This is a genomic window from Paenibacillus sp. DCT19 (assembly GCF_003268635.1).
In the GTDB taxonomy this organism is placed as follows: Bacteria; Bacillota; Bacilli; order Paenibacillales; family Paenibacillaceae; genus Paenibacillus.
Genome location: NZ_CP029639.1, coordinates 6,226,445 through 6,239,130, shown reverse-complemented (window position 1 = coordinate 6,239,130; position 12,686 = coordinate 6,226,445). Strand labels below are relative to the sequence as shown.

Annotated in this window: 13 protein-coding genes and 1 pseudogene; 6 read left to right on the top strand and 8 right to left on the bottom strand. The window is 46.3% G+C overall.

Annotated elements, in window-relative coordinates; genetic code table 11:
* Positions 1-28 precede the first annotated feature (28 nt).
* The gene (locus DMB88_RS28245; RefSeq protein WP_128103955.1) at positions 29-1,033 is read left to right on the top strand and encodes a Gfo/Idh/MocA family protein; all 1,005 of its coding nucleotides are present in this window, start codon (positions 29-31) and stop codon (positions 1,031-1,033) included.
* A 225-nt stretch (positions 1,034-1,258) separates the two neighbouring features.
* On the opposite strand, the gene DMB88_RS28240 is transcribed toward DMB88_RS28245, so the two are convergent.
* Positions 1,259-1,531 (bottom strand): winged helix-turn-helix transcriptional regulator, encoded by a 273-nt coding sequence (locus DMB88_RS28240; RefSeq protein WP_128104642.1) that lies wholly within the window; start codon positions 1,529-1,531, stop codon positions 1,259-1,261.
* Positions 1,532-1,990: 459 nt separating this feature from the next.
* Here DMB88_RS28240 and DMB88_RS28235 point away from each other — a divergent pair, with 459 nt between their 5' ends.
* Positions 1,991-2,359, top strand: coding sequence for a DoxX family protein (locus DMB88_RS28235; RefSeq protein ID WP_128103954.1), 369 nt, complete (start codon positions 1,991-1,993; stop codon positions 2,357-2,359).
* 129 nt (positions 2,360-2,488) lie between these two features.
* Here the strand turns inward: DMB88_RS28235 and DMB88_RS28230 are convergent, their stop codons facing one another.
* The 5 genes and pseudogenes from DMB88_RS28230 to DMB88_RS28210 all read right to left on the bottom strand — a co-directional run bounded on the left by DMB88_RS28230 (position 2,489) and on the right by DMB88_RS28210 (position 5,928).
* Positions 2,489-3,325 (bottom strand): DNA alkylation repair protein, encoded by an 837-nt coding sequence (locus DMB88_RS28230; protein WP_254438372.1) that lies wholly within the window; start codon positions 3,323-3,325, stop codon positions 2,489-2,491.
* Between the two features lie 74 nt (positions 3,326-3,399).
* A complete protein-coding gene (locus DMB88_RS28225; protein WP_128103953.1) occupies positions 3,400-4,095 on the bottom strand; it encodes a Crp/Fnr family transcriptional regulator in 696 nt (231 codons plus the stop codon).
* A 161-nt stretch (positions 4,096-4,256) separates the two neighbouring features.
* Entirely contained in the window at positions 4,257-4,775 is a 519-nt protein-coding gene (locus DMB88_RS28220) for an AbrB/MazE/SpoVT family DNA-binding domain-containing protein (RefSeq protein WP_128103952.1), read from the bottom strand.
* Between the two features lie 105 nt (positions 4,776-4,880).
* A pseudogene (locus DMB88_RS28215) lies at positions 4,881-5,560 on the bottom strand (CidB/LrgB family autolysis modulator).
* A complete protein-coding gene (locus tag DMB88_RS28210; protein ID WP_128103951.1) occupies positions 5,557-5,928 on the bottom strand; it encodes a CidA/LrgA family protein in 372 nt (123 codons plus the stop codon). Before DMB88_RS28210 ends, DMB88_RS28215 begins: the two are co-directional and overlap by 4 nt.
* 163 nt (positions 5,929-6,091) lie before the next feature.
* Here DMB88_RS28210 and DMB88_RS28205 point away from each other — a divergent pair, with 163 nt between their 5' ends.
* The 4 genes from DMB88_RS28205 (at position 6,092) to DMB88_RS28190 (ending at position 9,487) form a co-directional block, all read left to right on the top strand.
* Complete coding sequence (locus DMB88_RS28205) at positions 6,092-6,976, top strand: cidABC operon transcriptional activator CidR (protein WP_128103950.1); 885 nt, start codon at positions 6,092-6,094, stop codon at positions 6,974-6,976.
* 202 nt (positions 6,977-7,178) lie between these two features.
* Positions 7,179-8,036: a carbon-nitrogen hydrolase family protein gene (locus DMB88_RS28200; RefSeq protein ID WP_128103949.1), complete on the top strand. Its 858-nt coding sequence runs from the start codon at positions 7,179-7,181 to the stop codon at positions 8,034-8,036.
* A gap of 32 nt (positions 8,037-8,068) precedes the next feature.
* Positions 8,069-8,752: a GNAT family N-acetyltransferase gene (locus DMB88_RS28195; protein WP_128103948.1), complete on the top strand. Its 684-nt coding sequence runs from the start codon at positions 8,069-8,071 to the stop codon at positions 8,750-8,752.
* A gap of 63 nt (positions 8,753-8,815) precedes the next feature.
* Positions 8,816-9,487, top strand: a complete 672-nt coding sequence (locus DMB88_RS28190; protein WP_128103947.1) for a GNAT family protein — start codon at positions 8,816-8,818, stop codon at positions 9,485-9,487.
* Between the two features lie 377 nt (positions 9,488-9,864).
* Here the strand turns inward: DMB88_RS28190 and DMB88_RS28185 are convergent, their stop codons facing one another.
* Together DMB88_RS28185 and DMB88_RS31830 are read right to left on the bottom strand one after the other, a co-directional pair.
* Positions 9,865-11,712 carry an LTA synthase family protein gene (locus DMB88_RS28185; RefSeq protein ID WP_254438371.1) on the bottom strand — a complete coding sequence of 616 codons (1,848 nt, stop codon included), beginning with the start codon at positions 11,710-11,712 and terminating at the stop codon, positions 9,865-9,867.
* 347 nt (positions 11,713-12,059) lie between these two features.
* Entirely contained in the window at positions 12,060-12,557 is a 498-nt protein-coding gene (locus tag DMB88_RS31830; protein ID WP_128103946.1) for an antibiotic biosynthesis monooxygenase family protein, read from the bottom strand.
* Positions 12,558-12,686 lie beyond the last annotated feature (129 nt).

Below are 12,686 nucleotides of genomic sequence, written 5' to 3'. Positions count from 1 at the left end.
GCGCGTAATTTAGAAAGGGGCTACATCCATGACATTGCAGATCGGAATCATTGGAACAGGTTGGTTCAGTAAGGTTCATGCAGATATTCTAGCAAAAATGGAAGGTGTACGTGTCGCTGCCGTTCTTGGTACAACACAAGAGAAAGCGGAGGCAATGGCTTCTGTATATGATGCTGCTGGTTATGGTGAGCTGGAGCATATGTTGGACGGTCAGAAGTTAGACGCTGTCTACATCTGTGTACCTCCAATGTCTCACGGTTCAATAGAAGCTGAACTGATACGTCGTAACATCCCATTCCTGGTGGAGAAACCACTCAGCACAGGCATGGATATCCCGAAACAAATCTTGTCACAAGTACAAAAGACGGGATTGCTAACCTCCGTAGGCTATCACTTCAGATACCAAGAGGCAGCTCAGGTACTAAGGGAAGCGATCCAAGAGCAGACAGTCGGTATGGCGCTTGGACGCTGGATGGGCGGCATGCCTGGCGTGGCTTGGTGGCGTAGACAAGAGGGCTCCGGAGGTCAATTCGTAGAACAGACTACACATATTGTGGACTTATTACGGTATTGCGCAGGTGAAGTGACTGAGGTGTATGCTGTTGCCGCTCAGCGTATCATGCATGAGAAGCACGACCATGTTACGGTATCGGATGTAGCTAATGTATCCATCAAGCTGCAGAGTGGTGCGATTGCCAGTATTGCGAACACTTGCTTACTACCCGATGGTGAGGGCGGTGCAGGGCTACAGTTCTATACCGAAGCAGGCGTGTGGGATTGGACACCGGAACGTCTTCTGCTTCCAAGTGCAGCTCGTCATGCAATGGCAGGACAGGAAATTCCGGCAGGGCATAATCCATATGAACGGGAAAATGAAGCATTCATCCACGCTCTTCGCACAGGGGATCGTTCACGCATTCTCTCCGATTATGCAGATGCATGTCGCACCCAAGAGATTACGACCGCAGCATTAGCGTCAGCCGAGTCTGGATTGCCCGTGCAATTACAGCCCCTGAAGGAGCTTTCTCATTAAAGCGCAGGTAAAGCTCGTTAAAGCGTAATTCATATTCTTTGATTATTAATTAAATTACATCGGTGAATATAAAGGTAATGAAAGACGCCTGACAGCGGAAGTGATCCGAGGATCTACCGCAGTCAGGCGTCTTCGTGTTGCACATATTTATTCAGCCAATCGCTAAGCAAGCTCAATAACGACAATTACTTTGGCGGATAAGATGGCTTAACCAACTGGATGATGCTATCGTTTCAACCATTCAGACGACCATCCATAAATCTGATTAATGACGGGTTCAATGGCTCTACCTTTAGGTGTTAGCTCGTATTCAACCCGAGGAGGAATTTCAGGATACATATGCCTTGTGACAATGCCTTCCGTCTCCATCTCTTTCAGACGCTCGGATAATAGTCGTCCGCTAATAGCCATCTCCGATTCAAGCTCCGTAAACCGTTTGGGTCCAGATAAGAGTTGATACATGATCAACAGCACCCACTTCTTACCGATAATATCCATGGCTTGTGTGATCAGACAGGGACTTGGGGACTTCACTTTTCTCAATCTCAACGTGTTCACCTCGATTCAAGGAAGATAGATGACATAGTTCATGTATATAAAGAATTGGCTCTCTGCCACTCTAACGAAAATAAAGGACAATCAAGTCAACGCAAGTTACTAAGTTACTACTAATAATACTGTAACATACCTTTTGTACGTATTATACACCATTTATCAAAAAATTACTTGATTAAATAATCTTATTATTATATACTCACTTCATAAAAGTAAGTTAATGATTTTTAGTCTGTATTATATGTATACATATAATTATGCTGGGATGTATCACCTTTAGCTGAAGCGAAAGATAGAGTTACCTCGGTAACCTTTACATAGAATGAAGACGAAGAGACCTTTAGATTGAAGTACGATTAGTACAACAACTAACATGACATATTAAAACGGAGGAACATACATATGAGAATTTTAGGATATATTTTATTAGTTGTGCTTGCAGGTGTATTTGTAATGACGGGGTATAACAAGGTTGTAGGTGCGGATATGATGGTACAGACCTTTGACAGCTTCTCTTATCCAAAATGGACCATGTATCTGATCGGCGGGGTTGAGCTTCTGAGTGCCGTTGGATTGTTAATTCCACGTACCCGTGTTCTGGCTGCTGGCTTGCTGACGTTTATACTGATTGGGGCTGTAGGAAGCCACTTGATCTATGGACAGTATGGAGCTATTCCTTTCCCAGCGGTGCTGCTGGTAGCTAATATTGTTGTTCTGATTGTAAGTCTGCGTCAGATGGAAGATACGGATATTGAAGCGGTACAAGCTTAACTTTCAATTTCACATAGGCATATCAAAGAGAGGATTGCTGTTTATCTTACAGCAATCCTCTCTTTGATTTATGTCACTAGAGCCGTCCAACCGCAAAGGCTAATCACAAGCATGGTGAATGGCTCCGCTTTATAGACTACGTTGTGCACGTGTAATGATTCGCCGTGTATGCTTAGTATCCGATTGTTCAGCCCAGTTGTTACATATCTGACGAACCCAATCAGGATTGGACTTGCTGGCATCGTTCAGCCAGTTACTGACGGAGTCTTGTACGTATTTAACCGTATCTGACTTTACATGCTCAAGCAGGGGGAGGGCGAGCTCAGGTTGTTCTTTTAGCTGCTGAATATGTTTGGACCAGACACCATGCGGTCTTATCACTTCTATGGCGAAGCGTCGAATAAGTGGGTCTGGGTGGGTTACCCAGTGGGCGAGGAGTTCTAATGCTTCTGACAGCTCGGCGGTGACAGGGGATCGAACAGCCATCCAGGCGATTTCTCTCACGCCAAAATGATGATCAGCTGCAAATGGAGTGATTCGCTCTAATTTATCTGCTAGATTCAGACGAGGATCCAGTCCAATGATATATGCAGCCCAGCAGCGTACACCATCCGAGCGATGCTCGGCAAGGGCGGAGAAGAGGGACGATCGTCCATGAAGATCTTGATTATCCATAATTTGCAGCCATCCACTGGCAATAGCGGGAATGATCTTCATAATACGATGCTCCTTCATTCGAGCTAGCTGTTCAATGATTTCATGGCTTTCGTTATGTAGTTTCCATTCAACAATAATCTGTTGAAATAGAAGCAGGTGATCCACCGCCAGCCATTCCGTCAGATTTACAGATTCGATCTGCCCAGCTTGTAATAGCTGAAGGACATGCTTGGGAATGTCCTTGGCGGTGCGTGCACCTTTGCGCGAAAGAATGTCTTCAGTTGTAGGCTGAGCTGTTTTGTGGCTCATTAGGATATCCTCCTTAAAAGTGTGTAGTTAATCTACACGATACATTGTGTGGAGGGTCAGAGATGTAATGAACCTTACAATTGTGAGCTTCTACTGCGGTTGGCCGCCATTTCTTCGCGATGTACCGATATGGTCTTATATCCGGTACGAATGCGGCCTGCTCTCAAAAGCTCCTGAAGTGCAACGGTAACGGACTCCCGGGTGGCTCCCGCCATCCAAGCGATCTCCTGATGAGTAATGGCACAATTCATTCGGAAGTATTCGCCTTCTTCGCTTGATCCAACCTGAGCGGCGAGCCGAATGAGATTATGCATGATTTTATCATGGAGAGTCCCCAGAGCGAACTTCTGTGTCAGCTCACTCATACTCTGGATGCGCTCACTCAGCACTTTCATTAGGTTCATCATGAATCTGGGATGTTCGATAAGAAATTTTTCAAATCGTTGCCTGTTCATCAGGCATATGTCACATTCCTCCATTGTTTCGATATACAGCATACGAGTGCCAAGTGAAATGCCATTCATCTCTCCAAACACGTTACCTTCACCCAACATATCCAGTGTAAATTGCTTACCCTCTACATTAATCGTGTATAGGCGAACGGTTCCCTTTTTCACAAAATAGAACCCTTCTTTAAACTGGTCGGGAGTTTGTATCAATGTATCTTTGGGGAGGGTCGTGATCGACGTCATGCTGTCCATTTCAATCAGGTCGGATTCCGATAGGCAAGCCATGAGATTAAATTGGGATAAATATTGAATGTTATCCATACGATTCCTTTCCAATCCATAGGATGTATTAATCAAAAAAAAGAACCCACAGTGATCAACGGGTTCTCTTGCAGGCGGGCTTCCGGAATCGGAAGGTCTCCAAAAATATTAATAATATATGCATTATATTTTAGTACAGGTTCAATAGACTGAACAACCTCTTATAGCAGTTTCTTGAGCTGAGAGACACGACCTTGGCTAATGCCTAACTTCTCGGCAATTTGCTGTTGGGCTAAACCAGGATTCTGTTCAACAATTTCCTTCATTTGTTGCAGCATACGTGCCGTTTTCGGACGAAGATCCGGGTATTCGGTTCCTGTAGCTGCTTGGCCTTCTTCCCATTCTGAAGATGAGTTAGTAGCGGGTTTGCCAGCAGGACGCTCCACGGGTGCAGGAGCCTGTTTAGTCTGAGGTACGAACCAGTCGGGAGTGTCATCTGGGTGCTTTAATTGAATTGCACAAGTCCGGCAGATGAATTGCTCTTTGAAATACATTTCCGTATCCACGTCACCGCAAAAAATACACAATGTTGATTTGTACTTTCTCAAAATCAACTCTTTCCCTTCAATGAAAAACTCGAGAGGATCGCCGATATGGATTTCCATCGTATCCCGCATTTCTTTGGGAAGGACAATTCGTCCAAGGCGGTCCAGAGATCTCTTCATTCCGGTTCTTTTCATCGCATCTCCCCCGCAATATTAGCAATTAAAACCTGTCCTTATTGTAAGGAAGAAAGGGCTTTAATACAACAATAATATTTCAAAAAATAGGGATAATTCCATCTATTATGGGAAAATAAGACTGGAGAGAAGAGGCGCAACGGCTAAAGTGAACAACGCGGCAAGTACCATGGAGATACTTGATATGGTTCCAGTCAACGAACTCAGCTCAAATGCTTTCGAGGTTCCCGTTCCATGGGCACCGGTTCCAAGCAGTGTTCCGCGAGCAATCTCTCCATCAATGCGAAGCATTTTAACAATGGAAGGCCCATAATGGCACCGAGTAGCCCTGTGATAATCACGAATACGGCAGTCACTGCAGGAATTCCACCAATCGTAGCCGAGACATTCATGGCAATCGGCGTGGTGATGGATCTTGGGATAAGGCTGTGCACCAGCCCGGGGTCAAGACGCATCCATTTGGCGAGCAGGGCAGAAGAGAGAACGGCAACGATAGAGCCTGTCATGACACTGAAGACAATCTCCGAAATATGTTTTTTGAGAATATGGAAAAAGGTATAGAGCGGCACCGCAAAGGCAACCGTTGCAGGCTGCAATAATAAACTAAGCCACTTGCCACCACTGCTGTAGGCGGCATAATCTGTGCCAGTTGCAAGCAGTACACCAACGACAAGAAGAGGCGTAATGAGCAGCGGAGACAGATACACTTTGGGCAGGCTGCGATACATTCGTTTGGCAATCCAGTAAATTCCGACAGTTAACAGCAAGCATAGGAATCCAATCATCCCGTGTGACGCTCCTTTCGTTTGGCAATCCGAGTGGCAACGAGGCCTGTGCAGACCATGACCAGAAATGTGCTAAGCAGTACGATAAATAAAATTTGCAATCCATCATGCTCTAACATAGGCATGTAATTCATAATTCCAACGGCGGAAGGTATGAAGAACAATAGTAGCTCACCCAGCAACCAGGCGGCTCCGACCTCGATCCAGCGCAGTTTCACAACGCCAGTCTGAAGCAGCAGGAAGAGGGCAACCATACCAAGAATTGAGCCGGGTACAGGCAGATGGAGAGCACCAGCAAGCTGGTTCATGAGCAGTGAGAAGGCCATCAAGATCGCAACCTGGAGAATGCCAAGACCCCATTTCTTCACATGAATCCCTCCTTATATCATCAACGTGGGTGCGTTCGTTTTTTATGAAAACAAATGAAACTTGCTTTGATATCACAAATTTTACATTGCATCCTTTCATGAGTAAAATGCATATTAAGAATGTTTTCTATTCCATTTATCTATGAGAGGCTGGAATCAGACGATGGATATCCGCCATTTGCAATATTTTCTAGAGGTTGCTCGGCAACAGAGCTTCACCAAAGCCGCTGAAGTTTTGTTCATCACACAACCAACGATTAGTAAGACGGTCAAAAGCTTAGAAGATGAGTTAGGTGTCACCCTGTTGGACCGTTATGGCAAAAAGGTTCAACTGACAGATGCAGGGCATGTTTTTTTCCGTCAGGCCGTGGAGATTGAGAAGTCCTTCCGCAGTCTATCGTCCGAATTGGACGATCTGATGAACCTGAAGAAGGGGCATTTGCGGATTGGACTACCGCCGATGGTTGGGTCCAGCTTTTTTCCGATGATTATTGGTGAATTCCACAAAGCTTATCCGCAAGTGAGTATTCAATTATTCGAAGACGGAGCGAAAAAGGTTGAGGCTGACGTCATAAGCGGTGCACTTGATATCGGGGTGGCTGTATTACCTACGATGGATGAGGTTTTGGATCATTTTGTGTTTGTAAAAGAGAAGCTTAATCTGTTGGTGCATCCTACACACCCACTTGCGGGCAAACCATCGGTTGCACTTCGTGAACTGGAGCAGGACGCATTTGTGTTATTCCGAGAGGATTTTGCGTTACATGATCGCATTATTGCCGCTTGTCAGGATGCAGGGTTTCAGCCACGGGTTGTCTATGAGAGCTCCCAGTGGGATCTACTCAGTGCGATGGTGGCAGCCAACCTGGGCGTAGCATTGCTACCAGAGACGATCTGCCGAGAGGTCGATCATATGCGTGTTCGAATTATCCCCGTGACGGAGCCTGTAATCCCATGGCAGCTTGGCATGATCTGGCGGAAGGATCGGTATCTTTCTTTTGCCACGAGGGAGTGGATTGGGTTCACCCAGTCTATGCTGAATAAGTAGGGCGCTTGTACAAATGAAAATAGAAATTCGTGCATTTCGTTGTTACAATGAGAGCAGAATAGAATCCATTTCATAAATATCTTCAGCTACTTCAATCAGGGCTAGGTATTGATCAGAACGGTTCAATCTATCTATAGATAGTTACATCAGAATCATGTTGATATGGTATGAAATGGATCTAACTAATTTTGGAGGTGGCGTCATGAAACTGCGGGTATCCGCTGTACAGTATCAATTACAGACGATTAGCTCGTTTGAGCAGTTCGCTGCACAGGCAGAGCATTACATACGGACAGCCGACGAATTCGGAACCGAATTTGTGCTGTTCCCCGAATTTTTTACCACCCAATTAATGTCCATTGGGGACGAACAAGGAAATGCATTAACGATTGAGGATCTGCCAAGTTTTACAGAGCAATATGAGCAATTGTTCACGTCGCTCGCTGCCAAATATGGCATGTATCTGATCGGCGGTACACACGTCATTCGCCGTGAAGGCAAGCTGTATAATACGGCTCACATGTTCTATCCAGATGGTCGTATCGCCCGCCAGGCGAAGATTCATATTACGCCAACAGAAGTGGAAGAGTGGAACATGGCTGCTGGGGATGGGCTAGAAGTGTTCGACACGGATAAAGGCCGCATTGCGATGCTAACCTGTTACGATATTGAATTCCCAGAGATCGTGCGTATGGCTAAAGCGAAGGGTGCCGATGTGATCTTCTGTCCTTCCTGCACGGACGACCGTCATGGATTCTACCGTGTGCGTTATACAAGTCATGCTCGTGCGGTAGAGAACCAAGTCTATGTGGTGCTGACTGGAACGGTGGGTAATCTGCCAACAGTAGACTTCATGCGTGCCAACTATGGACAGGCTGCAATCATTACACCGAACGATGTACCTTTCCCACCACGCGGTATTCTGGCTGAAGGTGAGATCAATAACGATATGATCGTAACCGCTGATCTGGATCTAGACTTGCTGTATGAGGTGCGTGAGCGTGGTTCGGTAACTACGTGGCGTGACCGCCGTACAGATCTGTATACCGATTGGGAATAGATTGAACTGCCTGAGAGGAGGAGTCGGTCAGGATGTATCATAAAGAAATACGAATCACCGGCCCGGATCGCCAGCGCAAGCCGGTGAGAGCAGTCATTCGTACTTATGCGGAAGCGGACTTTGATGAATTGATCCGCATTCAGGCAGAGAGCTTCCCTCCACCCTACCCGGAGGAGCTGCTCTGGAACCATGAACAACTGGCGAGTCATGTTACGCATTATGCGGACGGAGCCATCTGTATTGAAGTGGATGGGGAACTTGCAGGGTCCATGACGTCACTTCGAATGCAATGGGACCCAGCTCAACCAGTTAATCATTCGTGGACTGAGGTTACAGATGATGGTTATATCCGCAATCATCAGCCCGATGGTAATACGTTGTACATCGTGGATCTGTGCGTGCGTCCGAAGTATCGCAAATGGGGACTTGCCCAGTTAATGATGCAGGCGATGTATCAATTAGTTATTCATCAAGGAATGGATCGACTGCTTGGTGCTGGCAGAATGCCGGGATACCATCTCGTGGCAGAGCAGATGTCTGCGGAGCAATATCTAGAGCAAGTCGTTGCAGGAGAACTGCATGATCCCGTCATATCATTCCTGCTACGTTGTGGACGTATGCCGGTAGGTGTGACGGCCAATTATCTGGATGATGAAGAGTCTTGTGATTACGCCGCATTAATGGAGTGGAGCAACCCATTTATAGAGGTTGTTTAAAAAGTAAGCTTTTGATTACGAAGGATGCCTGAGGGCATCTATATTAAGGAGGAATATGGTCATATGGAATTTACGCGTATAACATCGATTAAAGACCCATTGTTCGCTCAGATGCACAAGCTAATGCAAGAGATTTTCCCGGCAGAGGAAGTATTGGATTTCCCACTCTGGGAAGAGCCACTGGAAGATCCGGGCATCCGGGTGTTCGTTGCTGTTCATGAAGGTAATGTAGTTGGCGCTACAGAATACCGCTACTATGAGGATTGGAACGTTGCTATGACTGATTTTACGATTATCGGTCGTGAAGGATTGGGCATCGGTAGTTTCCTTGCTCGCCATCGCGAGCGTGATCTGAAGAGTCTGGCAGCGGCGAATGGCAAAGAGCTGTTCGGTATGTTCGCTGAGATTTACAATCCTTATCTGGATCAAGACCATGAGTTTGGTGGTATTAAACCGATGAATCCGTATGTTCGTCGTGAAGTGCTGTCACACCTCGGTTACCAACGCTTGGACTTCCCTTACGTTCATCCATCCTGGCAAGGCGATGGCGAAGCTGTAGGCGGACTTGATCTGTGCTTCATGCCAAGTGATGAGAACCAAGGTGAACTGCCAGCGAGCCTCGTAGCTGATTTCCTGAATCGTTACTATGCGGTATTGCCGAACAAACCGAAGGAATGGCTGGAGATGGTGGACAAACTGTCTGCACGTACAACCGTTCCATTGTTGCCTTTGTAATAAGCCCAATAACCTGAGCCCTGACTTTTTAGGGTTCGGGTTATTTTTTTCACAAATGGAACATATTCATTCCTTGCTAGAATGGTAGGCAAGTCTGAATGTCGAGTGACCACTCAAAGAGTGGGGCGTTCTATGGTTCTATCAAATAAATAAAGCGACCCAGTCCCCTATGTTATGGAGGCAAGGTCGCTACTGGTTGCACTTTTAGAAGAGGTTATCATCTACATGACTTGGCTATTTCGCTCCGCGATGCTCGGGTAACTGGATCAGATAACTATTGGATAAGTGCATAAGCTGTAGTGCTCGGTCATATTGATCCTTGGTTACATATCCGGCAGAAGATGTAGATGGTAACTCGGTAGAGCTGGATGAGCCCCTTAAAGTGGTCGAAGCTTCATCCGCACTAGGATGGGACAATGGCTCGCTCGGAATATTCCATTGAGGTGCGTCATGTCTACCTGCATGTGCAAGAGAATAATGCATCCCGTCCCCGTAGCCTGTGGCTGGAACGAATAAGGACGCGTCATTGAGGACAGAACCGGAAGGCAGGTAATATCGCTCTGGCAGCAGGTTTCCCCCTTCTCGCAGCAGATCTTGTCCGAAATGAAGCTGATCTTGCAGAGATACGCCAGTAAGTCCCGCAATCGTTGGCAAAATATCCACCTGTCCCCGAGCTGTTCGAGTTGCACAGCAGGGGTTATTCCTGGCGCGTTAACGATGAGGGGAATGTTAATCATGTCCACCGAAGTATAGGCTCGTCCATAGAGTTCTTCCATTAACACTTCGTCATCGGGATCTAGGGAGTAGATGGGAAGTCCAAGATGATCTCCATATACTACGAGCAGACTGTTATCCCACAATCCACGTTCCTTGAGCCCATCTATAAATGCCCCAACTGCTTGGTCAGCATAATGCTGGGAGATGAGATAATCGCCAGGCAACGTATCTTGATATCGAGCAGGCAATTCTAAACTAATCTTGCTGTCTGGCAAATGATACGGATGGTGCGCCGACATTGAAATAATATGAGCGTAATAGGGTGAGCCAGCGGACTGCATAGCTTCTAGTTGATCCAGCGTTTTCTCGTATAACACATCATCTGAAGCAGAGAAGGCGATGGTATCATCCGTACCGAAATAATTAATGTCATAATACTTGTCGAAGCCCAGAGCCTGATAGAGTTGATCCCGATTCCAGAATCGCACATCGTTGGTGTGAAAAGTAGCCGTTTGATACCCATTGGCAGACATGAGTTTGGGTAGACTAGGGAGCGCTTTGTCTGCATATACGGTAGCCGCTGCACCATTGGGCGGAATATAGAACGACGTGTTCACCACAAATTCTGCATCCGACGTATTTCCTTGTCCCACCTGTTGATAGAAATTCGGAAAATACATGCTATCCCTTACCAACTGGTTGAGATGAGGTGTGATCTCTTGTCCATCAACTTGGAGTCCGATCAGGAAATTCTGGAACGATTCCAGCTGCAGCATGATTACATTACGCCCTTTGGCTGCTCCTGATAGATTGATCGCTGGCAGCTCGGTTGTCTGCTTCAGTTCCTCAATTCGATCTTGAGTGATCTGATTGACAGGCACAGGCTGATCTGGACGATCTGCCAGAATGGTAAAGGCTTCGTAGCCAAGAATGCCCATCTGTTCTGCTTGGGTAATCTCACTCATGCTTGCCCGGTTAGGGTAGATGTTGAGCATACCTATGACGAGTGACATCACTAGAACAACAGACGCGATCCGCCTTCTCGTTTTTCGCTCCACCAGCTTCTCAGCGGGGTGTTCTGGTTTACCGAATTTCATCCGGCGACGGATTAACAAGCCACCGATAATAACGATATCTGTGAAAATAAAGAGATAATACGGGTCAAGCAGAGAGAACATACTGCTCTTAACAGACGTAACCTGGTTCACCTGAGCGAGGGCATGATAGTTGACGATGACACCGTAATATTTGTAATACATAATCGCGGCGAAGAAGATGCCTGACAGCAGTAGATTAAGCCCAAGGTATAACCACATTCGCCGTTTGGCTGCAAACCATTCAATCAGACAGAAGCAAGCCCAGATCATGGGTAGTTCCGTGAGCAAGGGTTTCCACAGCGGGATATCATCGAAGATGACGATCCAGGCAAGTGAGCTTTTGAGGATCATAATCAGGGTAAACCATATAAACGGTCCTTTTAGAAACCGGGTGAGTGAACTGCGTGACAAACGTACCGCCTTCCCTTCCGAAGTTTCGTTTAACAATAATTATCCTATCTAGAGGGTTCCTGTGTCAAAAAAGTACCTATGTAGGTTGAACTATAAATATTTACACTGACCACTCCAATGACAGAACAACCTTCCGATCGCTGTTATCCCCAGATTTTTATGAATTCCTTTTCCAAAGGGGAAATCCGGGGATAAAGGCGAACGCTCCGCTTCTCCATGTTATTTCTGTCCTTTTCGTTCTCGTGTAAATGCCTTGTTCAATCTATATAGGCCTATATAACCCAAACAGACCCCATCCAAATAGGATGAGGTCATCAGGACAACACGTGATGTATATCTTGTTCTAGTTACGTTATGGTATATGTGGTCACAAAGGAAGGTCGCGGAAACATGTTAGGCTTCTGAGCAGTGAGTCCTTCGCTCGTACTCCGGTTACGATGGGCGTGGCTATAGGCTTGAGACTCCTGCCAGCCTTTGAAATGTGCTTCGGATTGCCAGAGCGTAAGTACAACATATGTGTCATCCTTAAGTGGACGAAGTACACGAATACCGACAAAACCGGGTTCTTCTTCTACCTTGCGCGCACGGTTTTTGAATCGTTCCTCGAAGTCGCCGCGTCCGTCTTCTGTCACAGGAATATTATTCAGTACAGCAAATCCACCGCCTGTCCAGCTTCCTGCGGCATCAAAAGCCTCATAGGCTGCAACGTGATCATCGGATTCGATGTTCATCAATCGTTCGGATGACTCCAGCGCGAGTCGAACTTCATCTTCACTGCGCAATGTGAGGTGTGGATATGCAGCAAGAGCATCTGGAGTAGGGGAAGGAACCAAATAAATGTACATCGTAACGGCCTCCTTAGTATAGGACATGTCTCAATATGCCCTAGTCATATCTTCCACAACATAGCACATCGAAATAGGACGAGTCCAATTATGGGATAGACGAGGATGTGTCTATTTATGATAAAGTAT